Consider the following 24,819-nt stretch of genomic DNA (forward strand, 5'->3'; position numbering starts at 1 on the left):
CTCCATGCTCAGGCCCAACGGCAACCCACCGCGGCCCCTCTGTCTTCCACGTAACGCCCACGTCCCACGTCCCCAGCGGTGCTCGCGAGACGGAGGTCGACGAAGACCCTGTCCGAACCCCGAACCCCTCCACCCCGCACGGCCCCGACGCCCCCCCCGCCACCGTCCACTCGTGGACAGGCGCGAGGGCCGGGCATCCAGGCGGGGCGGCGTGGATCACGTGCAGACCCCCGAGCGGCAGACGCCGGCCACGCGGTTGCCATCCACCAGGCGCGAGCAGCGGGAGTTGTTCGGGCAGTCCTGGGTGTCCGCGCAGTCGGTCAGGCCATCCTTGTCGTTGTCGACGAGGTCGTTGCAGCTCACCTCGGCGCAGCGCTTCGACGTGACGCCGCACACCGCGTTCGGCTCACCGGCCACGCACAGCTGGCCGCCGCAGTCGGAGTCCTGGCAGTCGACGCTGGGGTTGTCCGTCGTGCCATCCCCGTCATTGTCGATGCCATCGGTGCAGTTCGCCTCGGCCTTGGCGCTGTTGCGGCACGCGCAGCCCACGCCGCACGACTGGCCGCTGCAGTCCGAGTCCGCGCAGTCCGTCTGGCCGTCTCCGTCGTCGTCCTCGCCGTTATCGCAGGCGCCCTCGACACAGCTGCCAACGTTGTTACACGAAAGCCCCGGCCCGCACTCCTTGCGCTCGCAGTCGGGGTCCGCGCAGTTGAGCCGGCCGTCGCCGTCCTCGTCGCCGCTGTCCGGCGTGCACAGCGACTCCGTCTTGCGGCCGTCAGTGCACACGCAGCCGGCGCCGCAGGACTTGCCTTCGCAGTCGTCGCGGTCCGCGCAGTCGATGCTCCGGTCCTCGTCGTCGTCCTCGCCGTTGCCGCAGTCCGACTCCGTCTGCCGGCCGTTCTCGCAGACGCACCCCACGCCGCAGGCCTGCCCATCGCAGTCGTCGCGGTCCGCGCAGTCGGTGGCCCCGTCGCGGTTGTCGTCGATGCCGTTGCCGCAGTCGAGCTCGCCGCGCTTCTGGCAGACGCCCTCCACGCAGGTCTGCAGCGCGGTGCACACCGTGCCGCACGTGCCGCAGTTGAACGGGTCCGTGAGACGATTGAAGTCCTCGTCCACCTCGCCGTCGCAGTCGTCATCCACGCCGTTGCAGCGCTCGACGGTGGGCAGCACGTCGCCCACGCACGCCACCGTGCCCTGACGGGTGCAGACGGACTGGCCGTCGCGGCACGCGCCCTTTCCGCGGTTGTCGTCCTTGCCCGAGAAGCACGTCGCCTCCAGCTCGTCGATGGCGCCGTCGCAGTCGTCGTCCAGGCCGTTGCAGAGCTCCGCGCCCTCCGGCCGGCAACAGTACCGGGGCCCGTCATCGGGCAGCGACGTACAGACGAAGCCCTCGCCGCCGCAGTCCCCGTCCTTCTCACAGGTGTAGGCGGCGTTGTCGGGGAACGTCACCTTGCAGCCCGCCACGCCGGAGAGCAGCAGCACCGCGGTGAGGGCTCGCAGCCAGGATTCGAAGGTCTTCATAAGGCTCAGAAGCTCCCACCGACGACGACGTGCACCGCCGTGGACGCGCCACCCGCGCTCACCGTGCCCACGGGCGCGGCCGGCTCGCTGCGCGACGGAATCACCAGGAGCCACGTCACGCTGCCGGCCGCCACGGCTCCACCGCCGATGAGCAGCCCCGCGGCCAGGTTGGCCTGTGACTTCGCGTCCAGCATCTCCTTGCGCGTCACGTCGATGATGCCGTCCCCGTTGGTGTCCGTGGCCCGCTTCTCCACGTCCTTGGCGCTCATGCTCATCACCGCGCCCGCGCCCGCCACCGCCAGCCCCACCAGCGCCGTGTAGAACGCCGGCCGCTTGTAGATGGGCGTGCTGGCGCCGCCGCGCCGCTTCGACGACACCCGCGCCACGCCGTCCTCGGGGCCCTCCGGCGCCGGGCCGGAGATCTCCATGCGGACCTGGACCTCCTCGCGCGCGCCGGGCTTGAGCACCACCGCCTTCGTGAAGGACGCGTACTCGTCCGCGGACACCTCCAGCTGCACCGTGCCCGGCGCCAGCCGCGCCTCCACGCTGCCCACGCCGAGGATGCGCTCGCCCACCTTCACCACCGCCGTGGGCACGTTGACGCTCACCTTCAAGAGCGCGCGCGGGCGCGCCAGCGCCATCATCCGGTTGCCCAGCTTCGTGGCCGCCTCCTTCTGGAAGGCCTCGTCCTTGGGGTTGCGCCCCGACACCACGTCCTCGTGCACCACGCCGCGGTCGCGGTCATACGTCCACGCGCGCAGCGTCCACCCCGCGTCCTCCAGCGACAGCCGCGCCGTCGTCAGCAGGTCCGCGTCCAGCTGCTCCGCCGGCTCCGTCATGCACGACGCCTGGGCGCAGCTCAGCGCCGCCTCGTAGCCCGCCTCCAGTCGCTCCCGCGCCTGCTTGGGCGTCGCGGCGAACTCCACCATGCCGGACGACATCGCGCCCTTCGCCAGCTCCCGCAGCCACGCCGACGCCTGCTGCGAGCCTGCGCGCTCCGGCGTCTCCAACCCCAACAGGATGAAGCGCGGCGTCAGCGACACGGCGCTCTCCTCGCCCTCGCGCAAGTCCAGGCCCATGCCCGGCGCCGGCTGCTCCTGGGGCGCGGACTCCGACGACGACGTCTCGGAGCTGAGGTCCAACCCCAGGCCACCCTGCTCCTGGCTCCTCGCGGGCGGAGCCCAGAGCGCGAGCGCCAGCACGGCGACAGGCAACAACGCGGGAATGCGCATGCCGCCGTTCTACTCCTTTGCCATTCCCAACGGAATGATCGGTCCGGTTCCGAACACCGGAACTCCGGATGTGGGTGTCAAACCCGCGTGACACGCCCGCCTGCCCTGCGCGCGACGGGGGAGCGGCTCGGGACAGGAAGGTTGCCGGGCGCCGCGTGGGTCCTCATCTCCCACCCTAAGGAGGCGTGACACATGGCGGACGCAAAGCTCTGGATTCTCGTGGGGAACGCGAGCCGGGCCCGGCTCTTCGAGACGGACGCGAAGGGGCGCGAGGAGTGGAGTCTGGTCGAGGAGTTCTTCCACGAGGAGAGCCGCGTCAAGAGCGAGCAGCTGCGCGAGCAGCCGGACAACCCCAACGCGGGCACCCTGCACGGTCCTCCCGGGGAGAACGAGCCGCAGGGTCGTCGGGAGCTGGAGCACGACCGCTTCGCGCGCGAGCTGTCCGGCGTGCTCGACAAGGGGCATGACCGCCACGCGTTCGACAAGCTCATCATCGCGGCGCCGCCGGAGTTCCTCGGCAGGTTGCGCAAGGCGCTGAGCACGCGGGTGCGTCAGCGGGTCCTCCTGGACGTGGGCTCGGACTACTCGACGGTGCCCGCGCGGGATTTGCCTGAGCGCGTCCCGCTCCTCTAGCCTCGCCTGCCCTTCTGATGACCGGGCCGCCAGGCGACCCGGTGCGAGGAGCAGGCATGGCGGAGGTGAAGGCGGTCCTCCTGGACCTGGGCAACGTGCTCGTCTTCCACGACAACGCGTTGCTCTTCGCGCGGCTGGGCGCGTGCGCGCGGATGTCCGCCGCGGAGGTCGCCCAGCGGCTGATGGGCGCCGGGTGGACCGAGGCCAACCGGGGCACGCTGGACGCCGAGGGCATCCGCAAGAGCGTGTGCGGGGCGCTGGGCGTCGAGCTGCCCATGGCGGAGTTCGCGCCCCTGTGGAGCAGCCACTTCACCACCCACGAGGCCGTGCTGCCCCGGGTGGAGTCGCTCATCGGCCGGGTGAAGCTGGTGCTGGTGTCCAACACCAACGCGCTGCACGCGGCGTACTTGCGGCCCCGGCTGCCGCTGCTGCAGCGCTTCGACGCGCTGGTGATGAGCTGCGAGGTGGGCTTCGTGAAGCCCGAGCCGGACATCTACCGCATCGCCCTGGAGCGCGCCGGCGTCGAGCCGCGCGAGGCCGCCTTCTTCGACGACCTGCCGGAGTTCGTGGAGGCCGCCGACGCGCTGGGGCTGCGTGGGCAGCTGTTCACCACCGCCGACGCGTTCGACGCGCAGCTCGCCCGGCTGGGGCTGTGAGCCAGCGCGCTCAGTCCTCGTACTTCGCCACGGGCGGCTCGTGCAGTCCGGCCTGGGCCCACTTCTGGAAGGCGGGCTGGGACAGGAGCGTGTCGCGGTACGCGGCGCTCACCGGGTCCAGCGTCACGTCGTAGGTGACGAAGCGCGTGGCCACCGGCGTGTAGAACGCATCCGCGATGCTGAAGCGGCCGAACAGGAACGGCCCGCCCTGACCGAAGCGCGAGCGGCAGTCGTTCCACAGCGCCTGGATGCGGGCGATGTCCTCGGCGACGCCCGGCGCCCGCCCCTGTCCCGGCTTGCGCGCGCGCAGGTTCATCCCCATGTGCTCGCGCAGCCGCGAGAAGCTCGAGTGCATCTCCGCCGTCACCGAGCGCGCCACCGCGCGGGCCTCGCGCGACTCGGGCCACAGCCGGGCCTCCGGGAAGGTCTCCGCCAGGTACTCGCAGATGGCCAGCGAGTCCCAGATGACCAGGTCTCCGTGTCGGAGCGCCGGCACCCGTCCGCTGGGCGAGTGCTCGAGGATGCGGTCCTGGGTCCCTGGCGTGTCCAGGGGGATGACGACCTCCTGGAAGGGCTGCCCGGTATGGCAGAGCGCCAGGTACGGCCGAAGCGACCACGAGGAGTAATTCTTCGAGGCGACGACGAGGGTGAGCTGGGGCATGGCGCGCACCGTAGCGCCAGCGTCCGGTGAATACCCGCGCTTCAGTTCGCCGTGGGCGTGCGACTCAACAGCGAGCGCATCCGGGACAGCCACGGCCGACGGCCGCGATGCTCCCGGGGGTCGATGCGATAGACGGCCACCGGCAGGCGGATGTTCTTCATCTCGCCCCGGCCCAGGCGCACCGGCGGCGACGCCAGCCGGCCTTCCACCTGCCGGGCCACCGACTCGCTGACGTAGAGCGTGCCGGGCCTCGCGAGCGCCTCGATGCGCGCGGCCAGGTTGACGCCCTCGCCGAACACGTCGCCGTCGCGGTGCACCACCATGCCCACGTGCACACCCACGCGCAGCACCACGCGGCGCTCGGCGGCCACGGTGCCGTTGTGGGTCTCCAGCTCCCGCTGGAGCGCCAGGCCGAAGTCCACGGCGGACATCCCGCCCTCGAACTCCAACAGGAACCCATCCTCCAGACGCTTCACCTCGCGCCCTCCATGGCGCGGCAGCAGCTCTCGGACCAACGACGCGTGTTCCTCGCGCACCACCTGCTGGAGCGCTTCATCACGCCAGGACTGACGGCTCACGGCCTCGATGCCCGTGAACAGGATGGCCGACAGTTTCCCCGGCTCGGGTGCCTCCACCACCATCGCTCATCTCCCCTCCCCCCGATGCCAACTGTTCGAAAGCCTACTCCAGGACGCGGTTCCCAGTCCCCGCCGGGCCCCCCTCACGGCGGAGACCGGACCTCGGACGGCCGCTTGCCCTGGTAGGGCGCTGCCTCGCGAAGCTGAACCATCCTATTCGACACCATCAGGAGAATTCATCTTTAACGCAGCGCAACACCCGTCCGCAGGAGGGCGTGGTGGGTCGTGTCTGGCCAACGACGTGGCGGGTCGGGCGGGGGTCTGACGGATGACAGAGGCGAGCGGGGCTCGCCGGTGCTCACAGGGTGATGCCGTGCTGCTGGCAGTACCTGCGCACCTCGGCCTGCTCGGAGGCGGGGACGCGGAGCCAGACGAAGCGCGCGCTGGAGAGGTCCTTCTGGTGGCAGTGGGCGCGCGCGAGGAGCGCGAAGGAGGCGCCGGTGGCCTGGTCGCGCTGACTGCGGCGGGCCAGCTGGATGGCTTCGCCGGGGTCACCACGGGCCAGGGCCTTCTCGGCCAGCTCCAGGTCCGTGGGCTTCGTGCCTTGGCCCTCGGGCTTCGCCTTGGCCTCGGGAGATGGCTTCACGGAGGACTCCATCTGACCGATGCCCGTCGGGGGTGGCGAGGGGGCCTGCGTGTTCTTCTCCGCGGGAGGCGTGCCCTGGACGAGCCGTGTCTGTGATTCCGGCGCGGGCGGAGGCGCTGGCGCGGCGGGCGCGACCTCGGGCGGCGGCGCGTTCTGGGTAGGAGTCGTCGCCAGGGGGACGGGGGTGGTGGAGCGGTTCTTGTGGGTCGCCACGAGGCCCGCGCCCACGAGGGCGACCACGCCGGCCGCGAGCAACCATCGCCCGTAGCGCCTGCGGCCGACCACGGGGACACCTCCCGAGGGCGAGCGGATCGTCACCGGCTCGGAATCCGAGTCGGGCTCCACGGCAGGCGCGTTCGCGGCGGGAGGTCTCCAAACCTCCAGCGGGACGGCGGGGGTGTCCGGGACGGGAGGCCGGGGGAGCTCGGGTGGAGGGGAAGGCTCCGCGACGGGAGGGCGCGCGACGACTCCGGGCTTCGGAGGGGAGACGCGCACCGACTTGCCGACGAGCCCCGACGCGGGTGCACGCGAGGGGTCGACGGAAGGGTTGTCCGCGTCCTGCCCCGCGCGGCCCCGCTCGGCATCGGACGACGCCCTCGCGGCTTGAGCCGCCACGCCGCGCGCGGGACGCGTGGAGCCATCACCGCCATGCACCACGGCACCGAGTGGCGCGCGCGCCGGAGCCTCGGCTCCGTTCGCGGCACGTCCCGCGCCCTGCGCCGAAGCCTCCAGGCCACGGCCCGTCGCGACAGGCCCCTGCGCCGAGCGCGCCGACGCATCCGCGCCGTTCGCGTCTCGTCCCGTGCCATGCGCCTCGGCTCCGTTCGCGGCACGTCCCACGAGTCCCGCGCCCTGTGGCGAGCGCGCCGACGCATCCGCGCCGTTCGCGTCTCGTCTCGTGCCATGCTCCGAGCGCGCCGATGCATCCGCGCCGTTCGCCCCGCGTCCCGTTCCATGCGCGGAGGCCGCCACGCCATTCGGGGCGTGTCCGGTGCCCTCCAGCACGGCTCGAGACGAGACCTCCTCGCGAGGAGCCTCCACCGGCTTCGCGCGCGAAGCCGCGTCCGCCTGCGGCCTCGAGGCCCGCCAGGGCGAGACCACCTGCGTCGCGGGCTTCGACGGCGGCGACGCGATGGGCCGGGGCTGCACGGTCGCCGTCGGCACCTGCGCCGCGGGCCGCACCACCACGGGCGCCGGCGCATCCGGTGACGGCGTCGCCGTGCGCAAGGGCGTCCCCGTCAGCGCGGCGATGAACGCGCTCACGTCCGGGAAGCGGTCCTCCGGGCGCTTCGCCAGCGCCTGCTCGATGGCTCGCACCACGTGCACCGGCGTCTGCGGCGCCACCTCCAGCAGCGGCTCCGGTGGATCATAGACGATGCGGTAGATGAGCTCCGGCAGGATGCCCCCGTCCTTGAAGGGCAGCTTGCGCGCGAGCATCTCGTACACCATGCACCCGAACGAGAAGATGTCCGTCCTCGGGTCCACCTCCCGGTTCTTCCCGGTGGCCTGCTCGGGCGCCATGTACTGCGGCGTGCCCAGCAGGATGGCGTCCTGCGTCTGCACCGTCTTCGAGTCGATGATCTTCGAGATGCCGAAGTCGAGCAGCTTCACGTGCTCCACCGACATCCCCCCGAGCTCCGTGGGCACCAGGAACACGTTGCCGGGCTTCAAGTCCCGGTGCACCACGCCCGCCCCGTGCGCCGCCTGCAGCGCCGAGCCCATCTGCCGCGCGATGGAGAACACCTCCGGCAGCGTCAGCTGCGCGCCCTTGCGGATGCGCCGGGACAGCGGCATCCCCTTCAGGTGCTCCATCACCAAAAACGGCGAGCCGTCCGCCAGCGTGTCGAAGTCGATGACCTCCACGATGTTCGGATGCCCCAGCCGCGAGGCAATCTCCGCCTCCCGCCGGAAGCGCAGGTAGACCTCCTCCCCCAGGCTCGCGTCGTGCCGCAGCACCTTGACCGCCACGTGCCTGCCCGGCAGCCGCAGATGCCGCGCCAGGAAGACGGTCCCCATCCCTCCTCGGCCCAGCACGCCGGAGATCTCATACGTGTCCCGCAGGACCGTACCGAGCGGGATGTCATTCGTTGGCGAGGAGCCCATGGATGAAGCCGGCCTTCACACCGGAAACCTCATTCTATCCTGGAACCCCTGACATGCCTCGGCCAGTCATCAGCCATCCACGCACGTCCCCGCCGAATTTCCGCAGGCACACTGCATCCCGAGGTGCCCTCAGCGAGGACACCTCGGGGTATCGACTTCTCACAGCTTGAGGAAGCCGAGAGGAAGCGTCCTGAATCCAACCTACCTCGCGGGTGGGGCCTCGACGTCGCTGGCTGCCTTCAGCTCGCGCACCACGCGGGCCGCGCCGTAGACGTGCTCCAGCGCGGCGAGGATGCCGTCCCCGTGCACCGCCACGGCGCGGTTCGTCTCCGGGACATAGGCGTAGCGCCCGCCGAGCGAGTGCAGGTTGCCGTCGAAGATGAGCCCCACCACGCGCCCGTCCCGGTCCACCACGGGCGAGCCGGAGTTGCCGCCGATGATGTCGTTGGTGGTGGCCATGTCCAGGGGCGTGGCGTCGGGCACCTTGCCCTTCGCCTTCATCCACGTGTCGGGCAGCTTGAAGGGCTCCTTGCCGGTGTGGCGCGCGTAGGCCCCGCCGAACGTCGTCAGCGACGCCACAGGACGGCCATTCTCCTCCCAGCCCTTCACCTGACCGGGGTTGAGGCGCAGCGTGAAGGTCGCGTCGGGGTAGCCCGAGGTGCCGTACACGGCGAGGTGCGCCTTGGCCAGCCGCTCGCCGTTGCGCTTGAGCACCGCCTCCACCGTGTCCTCGTAGCGCTTGCGCACCTCGCGCGCCGGGCCGTCCACCTTGCGCGCGAACAGCAGCATCGGGTCCTTGGACGCGTCCACCGCGGCCTTGCCCCCCTCGAGCAGCGCCTTGCGCGTCTTCACGTCGCCCAGCTTCGTGCCGCGCACCAGCGCGCGGGCCAGCCCCTCGGGGGACTCCGTGCCGAGCACCTCGCGCACGAACGGGTCATCCGCGCCCAGGGTCTCCCGCAGCCGGCCCAGGCCGAAGGCGAGCATCGACTCGTCCAGTTCCAGCGCGATGGGCGCGCTCCTGAGCAGCTGCTGACGCAGCGAGGGCAGCTGCGCGTCCGTGTACTCGCGCAGGCGCTCCGCGTTCGGCTTGCCCTGCTCCTCCGACAGACGCACCAGCTGCCGGGCGATGCCGAACAGCTCCGAGCCGTACGCGTCCCCCGCCTCCTTCATGCGGTACTCGGGCAGCATGCGGCGGTACGTGTCGAGCGCCTTCGCCGTCTCCTCCCACGCCCCCGCCGTGGCGGCCTTCACCTGGGGGTTGGCCTCCACGCGCCGGCGCAGCTCCGCCTCGTCCTCGCGCTTCTTCGCGAGCAGCGCCGGGTCCGCGAGCGCCTGGAGCCGGCCGCGCAGGGCCTTCAGCCCGTTCTCCACGCCGCGCAGCCTGGAGCGCGTGGTGCGGAAGCGCTCCGGCGACGTGCTCGCGTACTCCTTCAGCTTGCCGCGCACCTCCGCGAGCATCAGCAGCGTGTAGGGCAGGTTCACGTCGCGCTGGAACTCCAGCTCCGCGACGCTCGCCTTGCGCTCGGTGCCGCCGGGGTGGCCGGAGACGAAGACCAGGTCCCCGTCCTTCGCGCCCGTCTTCGCCCACGGCAGGTAGTCGGGGCTCTTCGCCGGCTGCTCGTCCTTCCACACGCGCAGGAAGGCCACGTCGTAGCCGAAGCGCGGGAAGTTGAAGTTGTCCGGGTCTCCGCCGAACGCCGCCATGGAGAACTCGGGCGCGAACACCAGGCGCACGTCCTGGAAGCGGCGGTACTCGTAGAGGTGATACTTGCCGCCGTTGAACAGCGTCACCACGTCACAGCGCACGTCCGTGGACGTGGCACACGCGGACTCCACCGCGGACATCTCCTTCTTGAGCGCGGTGTTGAAGGCCGCGCCGGACAGGCCCTTGGTCGCCGTGTTCATCCGCTCGGTGACGTCCGTCATCTTCACCAGCTGGTTGGCCTCCACCTTGGGGCAGCGCCGCTCCTCGGCGGGCGTGCGGGCCTGGAAGCCCTTGGCCAGCAGGTCCTCCTTGGGCGAGGACAAATCCTCGATACATCCTCGGATGCAGTGGTGGTTGGTCATCACCAGCCCCTCCGGGGACACGAAGCTGGCGGAGCAGCCGCCCGCCAGACGCACCGAGCCGAGCCGGACCTTGTCCAGCCACGCCTGGGTCGGCGTGAAACCATGGGCCTTCTTCACCGCCTCCACGGGGAAGGCGTCGTAGGTCCACATGCCCTCGTCCGCCACGGCGGGCAGCGACAGGAGCAGGCCAAGTGCGAGCAGTGCACGGTCCACGGGTGTTCATCCTTCTGGAAGTCGAGTGAGAAAGGCGCCGCACAACGCCCGCTCGGCGGCAGCATTCCCGAGGGGAATCACGCGGCGCGTCAGGTATGGTGGAGGCAATGGCCGCGAAGCACCACATCTATCTCGTCCCCGGTTTCTTCGGGTTCATCAATCTGGGCGAGCTCGTCTACTTCGGACACGCGCTCGACTACTTGAAGGCGGAGCTGGCCCGGCGGGGCATGACGGACTCGGAGGTCACCATCGTCCTGTCCCATCCGACGGCGTCCATCCGCACGCGCACCGCGGACCTGCTCAAGGTGGTGCAGGAGACGGCGGGTGGGGACGACGGGCCCATCCACCTGGTGGGGCACTCGACGGGTGGGCTGGACGCGCGGCTGTTCGCGAGCCCCGGCGCGCAGCTGGCGGAGGGGTTGGAGCTGGAGCCGTTCGCACGCAGGGTGCGCTCGGTGGTGACGGTGTCCACGCCGCACGCGGGCACGCCGCTGGCGTCGTTCTTCCTGGGGCTGTTCGGTCAGCGGCTGTTGAAGTTGTTGTCGCTGTTCACGGTGTACGTGCTGCGCTTTGGCCGGCTGCCGCTGCGGGTGGTGTTCCGCTTCGGGCACCTGATGGCGCGCGCGGATGACCAGCTCGGCTGGAAGCAGACGCTGTTGGACCAGCTCTATGACCAGCTCCTGGGGGACTTCTCCTCCGAGCGGCGCGACGCGGTGTCGAAGTTCCTGAGCGACGTGGGCAACGACACGTCGCTGATTCCGCAGCTCACGCCGGAGGGCATCGACCTGTTCAACGCGAGCACCGTGGACCGGCCGGGTGTGCGCTACGGCTCGGTGGTGACGCAGGCCAGGCCGCCTTCGCTGCGCACGCGTGTGTCCGCGGGCCTGGACCCGTACGCGCAGCTCACGCACACCATCTACGCGTTCGTGTATGGACAGACGCAGCGCATGCCGCTGACGGCGCTGCCGTTGCACTCGCCCGCGCAGACGGCGGCGCTGGTGCAGGCGTATGGCGCGATGCCGGGGCCCACGGCGTGTGACGGCATCGTCCCCACGCGCTCGCAGGTTTACGGACGCGTGCTCGCGGCGGTGAGAGCGGACCACCTGGATGCCATCGGACACTTCGATCAGCCCGCGCACCAGCCGCCGCACGTGGACTGGCTCATCTCCGGCTCCGGCTTCCGTCGGCCCCAGTTCGAGGCCACCTGGAAGAGCATCACCGACTTCATCTTCGAGGATGCGTCGCGCTGAGGTGTGGTGACGCCGCGCTCCCCGCGAGCAGTGGGACCAGGTCCCGGACGGCCGCGCGGAGGCCGGCGGGACTCGCTCCCGAGAAGCCCAGCACCAATCCCTGCTCCCGCTTGCGTCCCAGGTAGAGCGGCGACAGCCGGCGTGCGCCCAGGCGCCTCGCATCCGTCCGCTCGACCAGCGCCAGGTCCTCACACCCGGACGCCAGGAATGCCGTGACATGCATTCCCGCCTCCGCCGCGCCGGGTCGAAGTCTGGGATTGCCTTCACGTCGCAATGCATCCAACAGCGCATCGCGTCGCTCCGAGTAGACCTGCCGCATGTGTCTCAAATGGGTGACGTAGTGGCCCGAGTCCATGAAGTCCGCCATCGCGGCCTGCGGCAGCGTGGGCGTGTGTCCCTCCGTCGAGGCGCGCGCCGCGGTGAAGGGCTCCACCAGCCCCTGGGGCACCACCAGGAAGGCCAGTCGCAGCGACGGGAACATCACCTTGTTGAAGGTGCCCGCGTAGAGCACCCGCCCCGCGGCGTCCATGCCCTGGATGGCCGCCACCGGTCGCGTCGCGTAGCGGAACTCGCTGTCGTAGTCGTCCTCGAGCACCCACATCCCGGAGGCCCGCGCATGCTCCAGCAAGGCCAGTCGCCTCGGCAGGCTCATCGTCACGCCCAGCGGGTATTGGTGCGAGGGTGTGACGTACGCCAGCCGCGCCCTCGGCGCCCGCGTCCTGCCCGTGTCCACCTGGAGCCCCTGCGCGTCCACCGGCACCGGATGCAGCCGCGCACCCGCAGCGTCGAACGCCACGCACGCTCCCAGATAGCCCGGCTCCTCCAGCCACACGCCGTCGCCTTCATCCAGGAGCAGCCGCGCCGTCAAATCCAGCGCTTGCTGTGTGCTGGAGAAGACCAGCACCTGACGCCAGGCACAGCGCACGCCGCGCGCGGGCCCCAGGTGCGCCGCGATGGCCTCGCGCAGGGGACGAAAGCCCTCGGGCTCACCGTGGAGCATCCGCTCCGGCCCCCACGCCCTCGCCTGCCTCGCGACGGCGCGCGCCCAGGCCTTCGCGGGAAACAGCTCCAGCGCGGGGAGGCACGGCGTGAAGGGCCGCACGTCCCGAGGCTCAGGTGGAAGCACGTCACCCGCCATCCGCCGTCCCCGACGGGAGAGCCCATCGCCCCGGGCCCGTGGCGAGCCACCTCGCACTGGGGTGCTTCGGGGCGCGCGTGAATGCTCCGGCAGCGCGACGGTGCTCCCCGAGCCCACGCGCCGCTCCAGGAAGCCCTCGGCGTCGAGCTGCGCGAAGGCCTCCTCCACCGTGCCTCGCGAGAGCCCCAGCTCCCGGGCGAGCGTGCGCGTGGAGGGCAGCCGGCTCCGAGGCGCCAGCGTCCCCGAGAGGATGGCCTCGCGCAGCCGCTCGTAGAGCCGCCGATGCAGCGGGCCTGTCCCCCGACTCGAGTCCAGCATCAGGAAGGACAGGGGCACGCCCTGGGAGCGCTTCGGCATGGCCCCTCACGTAACCGGGCCCCGTGAAATGGTCCACCCCTGTGCACCGAAGTGGTGCTTTCCCATGGGCCACTTGGAGCGCACTGTTCCGAGCGTCACGGCCCATCCACCAGGAGCCCTCCCATGACCACGCCCTTCTCCTTCGTCCTCGAAGTCCCCGCCGCGTCACCCGAGGAGGCCCGCCGCCACTTCCTCGCGAAGCTCTCCGTGGAGACGGACGCCGCCGACGTGCACCTGGACCTGGAGCGCGGCAAGAAGGGCTTCATCGTCGTGGACACCCGCTCGCCGGACGCCTATGCGGAGCGCCACATCCCGGGCGCGCGGAGCCTCCCCACGCGGAGCATCTCCGAGACCACCACCGCCGGCCTGAGCAAGGACGACGTCATCGTCACCTACTGCTGGGGCCCGGGCTGCAACGGCTCCACTCGCGCGGCGGCGAAGCTGGCCGCGCTCGGCTTCCGCGTGAAGGAGATGCTGGGAGGAATCGAGTACTGGGTGAAGGAGGGCTACGCCACCGAGGGCACGGCGCCCCAGGGACAGCCCGTGTACGCGGAGCGCTGAGCCCGTCAGTACACGCCGATGAGGATGACCTTCACGCGCGGGTTGCCCACGTACTCCTCCAGGCGCCAGCGGCTGCGCAGCCCGTCCGAGCGGAGCCCGCCAACAACACCGTCACAGGTTTCGGAGGATCAACTCTTCGCGACGTGACGCCTTGGACGGATAGGTCCATTTGCAACAGACCCCAGCGCCCAACGGGTTGGGCATGCCGAGCGTATCGCCAATGTCCTCGAAGAGCGCCCTCGCGAAGAGGAGCGCGGAGGAGGACTCCGTCATGAGCCAGTCAAGCGTACGGAGCGCATGAACACCTCCGATGGTCTCATCATACAAACCCCCAGACAGCTCCACGAGGAACTCCAGGTAGCGCTTGGGGTGCTTTTCCTCCCTCCACCATGTAGCGCCATGCTTCGCCTTCCTGGCGTTCTCGACGGCGGCCCGCGGAAGAAACCTCGGATCGTTTGTCTCGAAGTCTTCGAGGTCAGCCTCAGTCCGATACACCGGAGTCGCGGCCGCAACCCCTGCCCGCTGCAGCGCCGCTGGCTCTCCGAACAAGTACGCCTCGGCCAGTGGAACCAGGAGATGGAAGGAACAGCGATTGCGAAGCTCCTGCGCGATTTTCTCGACCGTGCTCGAACTGAGCGACAGCGACTTCGCGCGGGACTGAACCTCTTCCACGACTCCACGGCGAATCCAGCCGACAACGACCTCGGGCTGATGCGCGTTGGCAAGTTCCAGGTCGTCGATGCCAACCACGAGGTCCGGCAACGAAGTGTTCTTCTTGGAGACGTCCAGCGTCTCCGTGACGAGCGCCTTTGCCATTCGCTGCACGGTCCTGGGCGTCTGCGCGGACGTCAGAGGTGGCAATGGGTTCGTGGTCACGGCTCCATCACCGAGCTTTCTCGGTGGGAGGAACTCCACCTTCGCCCCGGCCGCCCGCAAGAGGCGTTCCAGGGACTCCCCAAGCGCACGTTGCTCCATGTCCCCCGTCACGATGAGCTGCACACGCATCAGGTCTTCTCGTTGGCCGCGAACACCCCATCCACGTAGAGTTCGCCAACCGTGTAGTTCGCGAGCCAGTTCCGGTCATGCAGTTCGTTGAGTCGGACAGGCGCGACCTCATGGCCAGGCTCTAGAACGAAGATGCGCTCCGGCTCCGCATTGAATTGATTGAGAAGGACAGGAGAATGGGTCGTCAGCAGGATGGTGAGCTCATTCTGCCGGGCCCAGGCACGACTTCGAGCAATGAAGCGCCGTATCGCAAAGGGATGCAAGGCGTGCTCTGGCTCGTCGATTGCGACCACGCCCCCCTGCTCGGCGGACGCGACCTGGGCAAGGAGCATCAACATGGAGACAACACCATTCGCCTCGTGGCTGATGGGGTTGGGGACCTCCGCGCCAGGGCGATAGATGCGTGCCGTGATGGTCTGCCCTGCGTCGAAGTCCATGCTCTCGTACACGCCAGGGAAGGCGGCCTTCATGCCTTCATCGACGAACACGAAGCGCCGTGCGTCGTCCCGCCGATCTCTCCACTGCCGCAGCATCGTGAAGACATTGCGCCCGCGTGTGTGGAGATGACGGTCCTCAGTTGCCCTCGAACCTCCTTCTCGCAGCCCGTGGAGATCCGGGTCGTGATAGACATGGATGCCACGAATCAGCGAAGCAAGCCGGGCAGCCTCCGCATCTTCTGGATGCACCTCTGTCACCCAGCGAAGTCCAAGCCGCTCCGCGGCCACCGGAGGCAGCTCCTGCGGCGCGCCCCGGTAGCTGAAGTTTCCGAGACTGTCGCGCCGAAAGATGACCTCATCACCTCGGCACAGACTCTCATCCGTCATGGAATCGACGGTAGCGCCCCGAGGGATGAGCCGGATGCGCCAGCTCAAGTCGTCAAGGTCGATACCAAGCTCGACCGGCTCGCCTTCAGCCGCGGCGTGGTTTCGGAGATTGTAGCTGCCGCCCAATACCTGGGAGACCGCTTCGGGCAGGCTGCGGTCAAACGCGGCGCGGATGGCCTTGAGCGCGAGCAACGCGGTCGTCTTGCCGCTGCCGTTGGCCCCAGTCAGCACCGACACACCTTCAAGTGGCCAGCGAATGCGCCTCAGTGCGTAGAAGTTCGAAACATGAAGGATGGGCATGACGGGGTGCCTCAGAATCATCGCTGCCAGCGGCTCGGATAGCCTGAAGCGACAGGTTAGTACACCAGGACGGTGCCTCCTGGCCCGAAAGTCGTGAGACCCGCGGGCATCATCGCCTCCATCCACCGCTCCGGGAGGCCCGTCAGTACACGCCGATGAGGATGACCTTCACGCGCGGGTTGCCCACGTACTCCTCCAGGCGCCAACGGCTGCGCAGCCCGTCCGAGCGGAGCCCATGGCCCGACTCCGGGGGCGCGTCCGCGCTGGCCAGCGCCTCCTTCAGGTGCGCGACGGCCCACTGGTCGAACTTCGGGTCACCCGAGCCCTCCAGCACGCGCAGGTCCACCAACTCACCGTCGCGCGTCTGCCGCACCTCCACCACCGCGGCGAGCGCGAGGATGGGCTCGGTGACATCCACCATGAACATGTTCGCCGCGCGCCCCGCCTCCACGGCCGCCTGCATGCGATTGCGCTCCTCGAGACGGCGGTCGCGCTTCGTCGCCACGTAGGGCGAGCCCGTCTCACCGAAGCGCTTCACCGCGTCCACCTGCTCGCGCTTCATCCGCGAGGCCAGCACCTTCAGGTCCGGCGACGGTGGGTTCACCAGCTTCTTGGCGAACCGGTCCTGGAGGTTCGTGAAGTAAGGATTCACCGCGCCACTCTCGGCGCGCGCCGAGGCCGCCGCGTCCGCCGCCCAGCCATCCACGCGCGCCTGGGCCTCCTCCGCCTGCTCGCGCGCAATCACGCTCGGGTCCGTCCCCGCGTCGCCGTTGTTGCGCAGCGTCCGCCCGGACTGCGATGGGCCCACCGGCATGCCGCCCACCCAGCCCTTGGGCATCAGTGAAATCGCCGGCCCGCTCGCGCGCGGAGCATCCGCGGGCAGCTCTTCGGAACCGGGCGCGTCCTCCCTCTTCCCGCCACCGGGCGCCTGCGCGACCCGCGAGGGCTCCGTCGACGGCGAGGACGGCGGCGTGGCGGGCGCTTTCGCGATGTCCGCCGGCGGACGCTCCGCCTTGCGCGGGGGCTTCGGCGGTTGCGGCGCGGAGGGGCTCGTCGCCGGAGCGGGCGTGGCCACCTGCCGCGGTGCCTTCATGGGCACGTAGACGATGTCCAGCTCCGTCACCGTCGCCGTCCGCCGCGCGGGCACGGGTCCGCTCATCCGCGACAGCGCCACGAAGAGCGCCGCGTGCAGGAGCAGCGACAGGACGACCGCGATGGACCACGAGGAGCGCCGGGACACACCTGAAGTCTGCCTCCAGTGCCTCCCGAGAAGAAGCACTTCGCCGCTCGAAATGTCCGGCCCCGAGCCCCTACCCGGTCCCTCCCACGACGAAGGGGGCCTGGAGCCGCGTCATCGCGACCCCGTGAGCAGGCCCGTCTTCCAGGGAACCCGGGCGCGCCTCGCGATGCTCACGACGGGGCTGGCCGCCACGTGTCGTCGGGGAGACCGCCCGGTCGGCCGGCCGCTCTGCGGGCGTGATGGGGCGCCATGGCGCATGTGGGAGGTCATCCCCACTCTTCGGAAAGCTTTCTGGAGGGAGCGCCAAACCATGAACTTTCCCAGCCATGTGAATGTCCCCAGTGAGAAGCGTGAGGAGATCATCGACCTGCTCAACACGCTGCTGGCCGACTCCATCGACCTGCACTGGCAGATCAAACAAGCGCACTGGAACATCCGGGGCACGCACTTCTACAGCCGCCACCTGCTGTTCGACGACCTGGCCAAGCACGCGCGCAAGCAGGCCGACGAGTTCGCCGAGCGCGCCGGCACCCTGGGCGGCTACGCCGAGGGCACCATCCGCCTGGCCGCCAAGAACAGCGAGCTGCCCGAGTACGACCTCAAGGCGGTGGAGAGCGAGGACCACCTGAAGGCCCTGGTGGACCGCTTCGCCCGCTACGCGGCCTCCATCCGCGGCGGCATCCAGCGCTGCGACGAGCTGGAGGAGCCCATCACCGTGGACCTGCTCACCCAGGTGCTCGGGGACGTGGAGCTGGACATGTGGTTCCTGGAGAGCCACCTCAACGGCGGCGCGCGCCCGGGCATGCGCCCCGGCAAGGGTGGCCGGGACGCCGGCGCCGAGCCCTCGCGCCCCACCAACGCCTGAGGCCGCGACAAGGGTCCTCCCTTCCACACGGGCCCGGCGCTTCCACGAGCGTCCGGGCCCGCGTCGGCATATAGAAGGCGTCCTCGAAATCCTGGGGACGTCATATGAGCGCCGAGACACGGATGGACGGGAAGGTGTGCCTCATCACCGGGGCCACCGGCGGTATCGGCCTGGAGACCTCGAAGGCCCTGGCCCGGTTGGGCGCCACCGTGGTGCTCGTGGGCCGTGACGCCACCCGCACCCAGGCCGCCGTGGACGCCGTCAAGGCGGAGGCGCCGGACGCCCGGGTCGACTTCATCCTCGCGGACCTGAGCTCGATGTCCGCCGTGCGCGCGCTGGCGAAGGTGTTCCTCTCGCGCTACTCGCGGCTGGATGTGCTGGTGAACAACGCGGGGCTCATCATCGACCGGCGACAGGTCACGGTGGATGGGCTGGAGGCGACGTTCGCCACGAATCATCTGGCGCCCTTCCTGCTCACGAACCTCCTGCTGGACACGCTCAAGGCCAGCGGCGCCGCGCGGGTCATCAACCTGTCGTCGGACGTGCACTACATCGGCAAGCTGGACTTCGACGACCTGCAGAGCGAGCGCCGCTATGACGGCTTCCGCGTCTACGCCACGTCGAAGCTGGCCAACGTCCTGTTCACGCACGCCTTGGCGAAGCGGCTGGAGGGCACGGCCGTGACGACGAACGCGGTGCACCCGGGCGTGGTGCGCTCGGGCTTCGGGCACAACACGCTGGGCTTCTTCAAGTGGATCGTGAAGCTGGGCGGGCCGTTCTTCCTGTCGCCGGCCGGCGGCGCCAGGACGTCCATCTACCTGGCCACCTCGCCCGACGTGGAGAAGGTCTCCGGGAAGTACTTCGTCCGACGCAAGAAGAGGAAGCCGTCCGCGGCCGCGCGGGACGACGCCCTCGCAGAGCAACTCTGGCGCGAAAGCGCGCGGCTCACGGGAGTCAGCACACCATGATTGACCTGTACACGTTCGCCACGCCCAACGGGCGCAAGGTCTCCATCGCCCTGGAGGAGCTGGGGCTGCCCTACACCGCGAAGTCGGTGGACATCTCCAAGGGCGAGCAGTTCAAGCCCGAGTTCCTGGCCATCAACCCCAACAACAAGATTCCGGCCATCGTCGATGCGCAGGGGCCGGGTGGACAGCCCATCACCGTGTTCGAGTCGGGCGCCATCCTGCTGTACCTGGCGGAGAAGACGGGGAAGCTGATGCCCTCGGACCTGCGCGGCAAGGCGCAGGTGACGCAGTGGCTGATGTTCCAGATGGGCGGCGTGGGCCCCATGTTCGGGCAGCTCAACCACTTCGCGCGCTTCCACTCCTCGAAGATTCCCTACGCCATCGACCGGTACACGCAGGAGTCGAAGCGGCTGCTCAAGGTGCTCGACGGGCAGCTCGGCAAGGGTGACTACGTCGCGGGGGCGTACTCCATCGCGGACATCGCGCTGTACCCGTGGGTCGCGGGCTCGCAGAGCTACTTCCCGGAGCTGTTCGCGGGCCTGACGCGCGTGCCGCAGTGGCTCGCGCGCATGGGCAGCCGCCCCGCCGTGCAGCGCGGCATGAAGGTTCCCTGAGTCGTCCTCCCGGGATGCGGCCGGACGACGGCCGCGTCCCCGCTTGTTGTCCTCCGTCATGCCCACGCTCGAACAACTCGTCTTCGACAACACCTACGCCCGCCTGCCGTCTGGATTTGGAGCGAGGGTGGCGCCCCGCGCCTTCCCGAACGCCCGGCTGTTGAGCGTGAACCCCTCGGCGATGCGGCTCTTGGGGTTGGAGCCGGAGGAGGCCCGGCGGCCGGAGTTCGTCGAGGCCTTCGGCGGGGGCAGGCCGCTGCCGGGCATGGAGCCCTTCGCCATGGTGTACGCCGGGCATCAGTTCGGCGTGTACGTGCCTCGGCTGGGGGACGGGCGCGCGCTGCTGCTGGGCGAGGTGCGCACGGCGGACGGAGCGAAGTGGGATTTGCATTTGAAGGGCGGAGGGCCCACGCCGTTCTCGCGGGGTGGGGATGGGCGCGCGGTGCTGCGCTCGTCCATCCGCGAGTACCTGTGCGGTGAGGCGATGCACGGGCTGGGCATCCCGACCACGCGGACGTTGTGTCTGATTGGTGGGGATGAGCCGGTGTACCGCGAGGAGGTGGAGACCGGCGCGATGATTGTGCGGATGGCGCCCTCGCACGTGCGCTTCGGGACGTTCGAGTACTTCCACTACACGGAGCAGCCCGAGCAGGTGGCGCGGCTGGCGGACCACGTCATCGCCGGGCACTTCCCGTACCTGTCGGGCGTGGAGGGGCGGTATGCGCGGTTCTACGCGGAGGTGGTGGAGCGCACGGCGCGGCTGGTGGCGAGATGGCAGGCGGTGGGCTTCGCGCACGGGGTGATGAACACGGACAACATGTCCATCCTGGGGCTCACGCTGGACTATGGGCCGTTTGGGTTCCTGGATGACTTCGAGCCGGGGTTCATCTGCAACCACTCGGACCACCGGGGCCGGTATGCGTTCGACCAGCAGCCGCGCATCGCGATGTGGAACCTGGCGTGTCTGGGTGAGGCGCTGCTGACGCTGATGACCGAGGACGAGGCCCGCGCGGCGCTGGGCACGTTCGAGCCGACGTTCAGCGCGCACTTCCTGTCCTTGATGCGCGAGAAGCTGGGGCTCCAGGAGGCGCGCGAGGAGGACCGGGCGCTCGTCGGGGATTTGTTCTCGGTCATGGCCGAGGCGGCGGTGGACTACACGCGCTTCTTCCGGGCGCTTGGGCGGGTGGAGGACGCGGCGGTGATGTTCGCGGACCGCGTGCCGTTCGATGGCTGGGCGGAGCGCTACCGGGCGCGGCTGGCGGCGGAGGGGAGCGTGGATGAGGAGCGCCAGGGGCGGATGGAGCGGGTGAATCCCAGGTATGTGCTGCGCAACTGGATGGCGCAGGCGGCCATCGAGCGGGCACGGCAGGGGGACTATTCGGAGGTCGTGCGGTTGCTGTCCGCACTGGCGGACCCCTTCACCCAGCGCCCCGAGTACGAGGAGTACACGGTGGCGCCGCCGGCCTGGGGTCGGCACCTGGTGGTGAGCTGCAGCTCTTGAGGGGCTGGCTGGTGTTCGAGGGAAGTGGTGGATTAGAAAGACGGCCATGCGTCAGGTCGTCATTCCCAAGAACGAGCTCAGTGAGTTCGATTTGCCCCGGGTGTGCGTCATCACCGGGCAGACAGAAGGCATCACGTTCCAGCCGGTGAAGTTCTCGTGGTATCCGCGCTGGCTGCTCATCTTCGTGCCGTTCGCGGCGCTCATCGTGTTGCTCGTGGCGATGCTGCTGACGAAGAAGGCGCAGGGGACGCTGCCGTTCAGCGAGGAGGGCTGGGCGCAGTGGAAGCGCGCGAAGCTGGTCTTCGGGTTGTCGTTCCTGGGGACCATCGCCGTGTTGTTCGGCTCCATCTTCACGTTCGGCGGGAACACGCAGACCGGGAGCTACCTGATGGTGGGGGTCCTGGTGGCGGTGCTCGTGCCCGTGGTGGCGTACTTCGCGGTGGTGCAGGGGAAGGTGCCGCAGGTGTTGCGCATCGACGACCGGAACATCACGTTGCGGCTGCCCAGCGATGAGGCGGCGTCCGCCATTTTGAGGCACCTGCAGGCGGGACAGGCCTCGCGGGCGATGCCGGCGCGTGAGGTGCGCTCGGCATGAGCGTGGAGGCTCCACCGGAGGGAGCGAGCTGCGCGGCACATCCGGACGCCGAGGCGAGCTGGGTGTGTCTGCGGTGTGGCACGTTCATGTGCCCGGCGTGTGAGCGTCGGGTGCGGCCGGAGGCACGGCCCATGTGTCCGACGTGCTGGGATTTGCGCTCGCGCGTCGTGCCGGGGCAGGAGGGCACCAGCAAGTCGACGGTCATCACGGGCTTCGTCCTGGGTGTGCTGTCAGTGCTCCCCTTCTGCTTCATCCTGCAGGCGGGCGCGGTGATCATGAACCTCGTGATGATGAGCCGCGTGGAGAAGACGCCCGAGCTCGCGAGACTGCGCTGGATGCCCATCGCGGGCCTCGCCTGCTCGGGACTTGGCTTCGCCATCACGCTGCTGGTGTGGATGCTGGGGGGCGACCTGCGGGACTGAGCGACGACAGCCACACCAGGCCATCGCTCACAGGCGATTTCTGCCCCGGCCCCCATCTGCTGTAGCTCCATCCAGTCGTCCGAAGAAGTCCTCAGGGAACTCGACTTCCAGATGTCCACGCTGTTCGAGGTGGTCGAACAAGCGGTTCGTCACGTGTCGAAGCTCAGCGATTTTGAGCTTCATCCCTCAGACCTCGTCGAGTTCCACGCCCAGGGCGCCAATGAGGCCCCAGAGCTCGTCCTCTCACCAGAGTTCCAGCTTCAACTGCGACGCCTCGCGCAAACTCGCCGCCTCCCTACCCCAGTAGGTGCGCGTCGCACCATCAGCCATCAGTTCCTTCTTACAGCGAGTCATGAGCCATGAAGACCACGCCAAGAAACCTGGAGGCTTATCCACCTCTTTCTCTCCTTCATAGTACCGAGCCTTGAAAAACAGACGCCCCGGGCGCATCACGGAGTTGTTCACCCTACATGGACTGAACTCAACGACTGGCGAGTCAGTCGAATCCACCCTGTAGAGATTCCTACCTGGAATCGGTTGAAACCGGACCCCAAGCGCGTCCACGCCCCTAACCAGATAAACCATGTGGGTTTGCTCCGCGAGCACACCTTTAGCGTCGACAACACAAGGCGTCTCAGTCAGGCCCTTGACCACTCGGAATTCCTCTCCCGCACGAAGAACCGCCTCCAATGCCTTTACATCCATACCCGTAAGGCACACTGCCATTTGTCGTCCCACAAAGACCTCGTCAACTGTACGAGCAGAATCGCTGGCGAAACTCGGCCACCTCTTGAACTTCTTGGTTCAGACCTCGTCGAATCTGCCGCCGAAGATGCCATTGGCCTCCAGCGCGTCCTTGAGGTCCTCATCGACGATGATGGGAGCGTGCCATCCCCAGGTCCGGAACACGCGAGCGTCGCCAACCTTCGTCTTGTCGATTCGCAACCTGGACACTGAACGGTACTCCCCGACCCGCTCCGTGTACTCGTCCGCGGTACGAATCTGGACCGCCGCGCATGCGGCGTCATCGATGCACCGAATCTCCCGAGCCACGTTGAGCAGGAAGAAAGGTTGAGACTCTCCCTCGACATCCACCGAGAAGAGCTGAACATCTTCGGGAGCCATCTGGCGGAACAGGGACGCGACCCGGTCGCTGACAATCGGCGCCTGCCCTGCCCCTGCGGTCGTGAAGTCCAGTGGAGCCCCTGCTTGGTAGAGCGGGATGCGCAATCGCTCGGTCAGCTCGACCGGCTTCCCCTGGATGAACTGCCAGATGTCCTCGATCTCGTCTCCGGCGGGATTCTGAGGGTCCGACAGGTACCAACGGCCGGGCACGTATACGTCGATCTTCAAATCAAAGAAGCGGCGCCCCATGTGTCATCCCTCGATGTCCTTCAACACCAGCTTCCGGAGCCAACTGCCAGGGGTCGTCAGGTCTCGTGCAATCTTCGCCAGTTCGTCGACAAGCGCGACACGGCACTTCGCGGGCCCTCGACAGCCCTGCATGGCGTCCGTGAGCCGGCGGAGCACCTCCTGGTGATACTCAGCAGGATGCGGGCCCTTGTGCCCCTGGATTCGTACGAGATTCGCGGTGTCATTCAGGCTCATGTTCGCTCGTTCGAAGAGCGCCTGGAAGATCGGCGTCCATGGGCCACCGGATACCTCGGAGATCTCGTTCTTGTCGGTGCAGATATGGTGGACGTTGCCCTCCGGGTCTCCCTGGATGACGCCCCCAGCCTGCGCGGAGGCGCCCGGTCCCATCGCCACGGCGGCGACCGCCGTCGGCGCGAGCGTCACGTTCAACACTCCGGCGGAGGCCACTGAAATCGCCTGGACCTCGCCGACCAGGGCCCCCGTGAGGAGAAACCCACCCTCCATCTGGGCCCGGGAAGCCGCGTGAGCGAAGCCCGGCAGCCTGGGCCCCTGCGCGGCCATCGCCCCCCTTCCGCCCAGCGCCGACAACGCGACCACCACCAGGACTCGCGCGCCGTTGTCTCCGAGGAGCTTGCCGAAGCGGTGCCCCGCCCGCTCCAGGTCCGCGAAGTTCGCCGCAGCCTTCGACTCGTCCATGAGCCGCAGGAACCCCTGCCCCAGATTCCACACCGGCCCGGTCCCCAGGTACGCAATCAACGACGCCGTCAGCGCCACCGCGACGAGCTTCGTGATCGGCTCCGGCGCCACCAGCATCACCAGCGCCGTCCCAATCATGGAGGTCACCATCGCCCGCAACGCAGCCGCGTTCACCACGTCACCCAGCGCCTCCTCCACTCCCTCCCAGACCGTGTCGAGCGCGAAGTAGAGCGCCATCATCCTGCGCTCCATCGGCCCCAGCGCGAGCCCTCCCGCCAACATCCCCAGGCAGTTTCCAGGATCGTCCTGCCGCTGGCAGATGCGCTCGTACTCCGGAGAAACCGCGCGCCCCCGCGCCCCATCCACGAATCCACCCGAGGACGCGAGCAACGAGCGCCGGAGGTCCTCCTCCTCACTCTCCCTGAACGCCACATCCAGCTTCATGTCGAGCACGAGCCGGGAGACCACCTCCTTGAAAGCGTCTTCTTCAATCTCGACCGGCGCTGACTCCACCGGCGTGTAGGCGATGGACGTCCCCTGCCCGGTCCTCAGGTTCACGACCCGGGACGCTGAACACCCGACACCGAGCAACAGCAGTGCGATGAGCCCCTCGAGCTTCATGTCTTCCCCCCAACCCTGACGCCAATGCCTCGGGCGGTGCGGCGCGACATAACAGCCCAGACAGACAACCTCAAGGGTCACCAACCAAACGAGTGACTCCATACATCTTTCCATCTCCACTCCAGCGACGGCGCCACCCGGCACTTGAGTTCCCGCCCCGCGCTCGCCCAGGATGTCC

General features: G+C 69.0%; 24 protein-coding genes. 10 read left to right on the forward strand and 14 right to left on the reverse strand.

Features of this window, described 5'->3' with window-relative positions; translation table 11 throughout:
• Positions 1-216: 216 nt before the first annotated feature.
• Positions 217-1,521, reverse strand: a complete 1,305-nt coding sequence (locus tag VZQ01_RS14625) for a hypothetical protein (RefSeq protein WP_426748140.1) — start codon at positions 1,519-1,521, stop codon at positions 217-219.
• Between the two features lie 5 nt (positions 1,522-1,526).
• Positions 1,527-2,753 carry a hypothetical protein gene (locus tag VZQ01_RS14630; RefSeq protein ID WP_426748141.1) on the reverse strand — a complete coding sequence of 409 codons (1,227 nt, stop codon included), beginning with the start codon at positions 2,751-2,753 and terminating at the stop codon, positions 1,527-1,529.
• A 192-nt stretch (positions 2,754-2,945) separates the two neighbouring features.
• Here VZQ01_RS14630 and VZQ01_RS14635 point away from each other — a divergent pair, with 192 nt between their 5' ends.
• Positions 2,946-3,386: a host attachment protein gene (locus tag VZQ01_RS14635; RefSeq protein WP_046711014.1), complete on the forward strand. Its 441-nt coding sequence runs from the start codon at positions 2,946-2,948 to the stop codon at positions 3,384-3,386.
• Positions 3,387-3,442: 56 nt separating this feature from the next.
• Positions 3,443-4,042 (forward strand): HAD family hydrolase, encoded by a 600-nt coding sequence (locus VZQ01_RS14640; RefSeq protein ID WP_141328960.1) that lies wholly within the window; start codon positions 3,443-3,445, stop codon positions 4,040-4,042.
• Positions 4,043-4,052: 10 nt separating this feature from the next.
• Here VZQ01_RS14640 and VZQ01_RS14645 read toward each other — a convergent pair whose 3' ends face one another.
• The 4 genes from VZQ01_RS14645 to VZQ01_RS14660 all read right to left on the reverse strand — a co-directional run bounded on the left by VZQ01_RS14645 (position 4,053) and on the right by VZQ01_RS14660 (position 10,310).
• Positions 4,053-4,703: a glutathione S-transferase family protein gene (locus VZQ01_RS14645; protein WP_267698101.1), complete on the reverse strand. Its 651-nt coding sequence runs from the start codon at positions 4,701-4,703 to the stop codon at positions 4,053-4,055.
• A 41-nt stretch (positions 4,704-4,744) separates the two neighbouring features.
• Positions 4,745-5,344: an adenylate/guanylate cyclase domain-containing protein gene (locus VZQ01_RS14650; RefSeq protein ID WP_223745949.1), complete on the reverse strand. Its 600-nt coding sequence runs from the start codon at positions 5,342-5,344 to the stop codon at positions 4,745-4,747.
• Between the two features lie 295 nt (positions 5,345-5,639).
• A complete protein-coding gene (locus VZQ01_RS14655; RefSeq protein WP_426748142.1) occupies positions 5,640-7,943 on the reverse strand; it encodes a serine/threonine-protein kinase in 2,304 nt (767 codons plus the stop codon).
• Between the two features lie 288 nt (positions 7,944-8,231).
• Positions 8,232-10,310 (reverse strand): S46 family peptidase, encoded by a 2,079-nt coding sequence (locus VZQ01_RS14660; RefSeq protein WP_426748143.1) that lies wholly within the window; start codon positions 10,308-10,310, stop codon positions 8,232-8,234.
• Positions 10,311-10,417: 107 nt separating this feature from the next.
• On the opposite strand from VZQ01_RS14660, the gene VZQ01_RS14665 reads away from it, so the two are divergent.
• Positions 10,418-11,560 (forward strand): esterase/lipase family protein, encoded by a 1,143-nt coding sequence (locus VZQ01_RS14665; protein ID WP_426748144.1) that lies wholly within the window; start codon positions 10,418-10,420, stop codon positions 11,558-11,560.
• On the opposite strand, the gene pdxR is transcribed toward VZQ01_RS14665, so the two are convergent.
• Positions 11,535-13,055 carry a MocR-like pyridoxine biosynthesis transcription factor PdxR gene (gene pdxR / locus VZQ01_RS14670; RefSeq protein ID WP_426748145.1) on the reverse strand — a complete coding sequence of 507 codons (1,521 nt, stop codon included), beginning with the start codon at positions 13,053-13,055 and terminating at the stop codon, positions 11,535-11,537. The two genes, VZQ01_RS14665 and pdxR, sit on opposite strands and share 26 nt — an antisense overlap.
• Before the next feature lie 123 nt (positions 13,056-13,178).
• Here pdxR and VZQ01_RS14675 point away from each other — a divergent pair, with 123 nt between their 5' ends.
• Entirely contained in the window at positions 13,179-13,616 is a 438-nt protein-coding gene (locus VZQ01_RS14675; protein ID WP_426748146.1) for a rhodanese-like domain-containing protein, read from the forward strand.
• A gap of 111 nt (positions 13,617-13,727) precedes the next feature.
• Here the strand turns inward: VZQ01_RS14675 and VZQ01_RS14680 are convergent, their stop codons facing one another.
• The 3 genes from VZQ01_RS14680 to VZQ01_RS14690 form a co-directional block, all read right to left on the reverse strand.
• The gene (locus VZQ01_RS14680) at positions 13,728-14,621 is read right to left on the reverse strand and encodes a hypothetical protein (RefSeq protein ID WP_426748147.1); all 894 of its coding nucleotides are present in this window, start codon (positions 14,619-14,621) and stop codon (positions 13,728-13,730) included.
• Entirely contained in the window at positions 14,621-15,745 is a 1,125-nt protein-coding gene (locus tag VZQ01_RS14685) for an AAA family ATPase (protein WP_426748148.1), read from the reverse strand. Before VZQ01_RS14685 ends, VZQ01_RS14680 begins: the two co-directional genes overlap by 1 nt.
• Before the next feature lie 142 nt (positions 15,746-15,887).
• A complete protein-coding gene (locus VZQ01_RS14690; protein ID WP_426748149.1) occupies positions 15,888-16,985 on the reverse strand; it encodes a TonB C-terminal domain-containing protein in 1,098 nt (365 codons plus the stop codon).
• Between the two features lie 310 nt (positions 16,986-17,295).
• Here VZQ01_RS14690 and dps point away from each other — a divergent pair, with 310 nt between their 5' ends.
• The 6 genes from dps to VZQ01_RS14720 all read left to right on the forward strand — a co-directional run bounded on the left by dps (position 17,296) and on the right by VZQ01_RS14720 (position 21,950).
• Positions 17,296-17,850 carry a DNA starvation/stationary phase protection protein Dps gene (gene dps, locus VZQ01_RS14695; protein ID WP_141330022.1) on the forward strand — a complete coding sequence of 185 codons (555 nt, stop codon included), beginning with the start codon at positions 17,296-17,298 and terminating at the stop codon, positions 17,848-17,850.
• Positions 17,851-17,954: 104 nt separating this feature from the next.
• Positions 17,955-18,818, forward strand: coding sequence for an SDR family oxidoreductase (locus VZQ01_RS14700; RefSeq protein ID WP_223745942.1), 864 nt, complete (start codon positions 17,955-17,957; stop codon positions 18,816-18,818).
• The gene (locus VZQ01_RS14705) at positions 18,815-19,432 is read left to right on the forward strand and encodes a glutathione S-transferase family protein (RefSeq protein ID WP_426748150.1); all 618 of its coding nucleotides are present in this window, start codon (positions 18,815-18,817) and stop codon (positions 19,430-19,432) included. The genes VZQ01_RS14700 and VZQ01_RS14705 overlap by 4 nt, the downstream gene beginning before the upstream one ends.
• 58 nt (positions 19,433-19,490) lie before the next feature.
• Entirely contained in the window at positions 19,491-20,933 is a 1,443-nt protein-coding gene (locus tag VZQ01_RS14710; protein WP_426748152.1) for a protein adenylyltransferase SelO, read from the forward strand.
• Between the two features lie 46 nt (positions 20,934-20,979).
• Positions 20,980-21,528, forward strand: a complete 549-nt coding sequence (locus VZQ01_RS14715; RefSeq protein ID WP_223745939.1) for a hypothetical protein — start codon at positions 20,980-20,982, stop codon at positions 21,526-21,528.
• Positions 21,525-21,950 (forward strand): B-box zinc finger protein, encoded by a 426-nt coding sequence (locus VZQ01_RS14720; protein ID WP_223745938.1) that lies wholly within the window; start codon positions 21,525-21,527, stop codon positions 21,948-21,950. Before VZQ01_RS14715 ends, VZQ01_RS14720 begins: the two co-directional genes overlap by 4 nt.
• A gap of 27 nt (positions 21,951-21,977) precedes the next feature.
• Here VZQ01_RS14720 and VZQ01_RS14725 read toward each other — a convergent pair whose 3' ends face one another.
• The 4 genes from VZQ01_RS14725 to VZQ01_RS14740 form a co-directional block, all read right to left on the reverse strand.
• Positions 21,978-22,133 (reverse strand): hypothetical protein, encoded by a 156-nt coding sequence (locus tag VZQ01_RS14725; protein WP_426748153.1) that lies wholly within the window; start codon positions 22,131-22,133, stop codon positions 21,978-21,980.
• Between the two features lie 60 nt (positions 22,134-22,193).
• Positions 22,194-22,604, reverse strand: coding sequence for a hypothetical protein (locus VZQ01_RS14730; protein WP_223745937.1), 411 nt, complete (start codon positions 22,602-22,604; stop codon positions 22,194-22,196).
• A 150-nt stretch (positions 22,605-22,754) separates the two neighbouring features.
• Positions 22,755-23,324 carry an imm11 family protein gene (locus VZQ01_RS14735; RefSeq protein WP_223745936.1) on the reverse strand — a complete coding sequence of 190 codons (570 nt, stop codon included), beginning with the start codon at positions 23,322-23,324 and terminating at the stop codon, positions 22,755-22,757.
• Between the two features lie 3 nt (positions 23,325-23,327).
• Complete coding sequence (locus tag VZQ01_RS14740; RefSeq protein WP_223745935.1) at positions 23,328-24,641, reverse strand: AHH domain-containing protein; 1,314 nt, start codon at positions 24,639-24,641, stop codon at positions 23,328-23,330.
• Positions 24,642-24,819: the final 178 nt, after the last annotated feature.

This window comes from Myxococcus faecalis (assembly GCF_050039385.1).
Classification (GTDB): domain Bacteria; phylum Myxococcota; class Myxococcia; order Myxococcales; family Myxococcaceae; genus Myxococcus; species Myxococcus fulvus.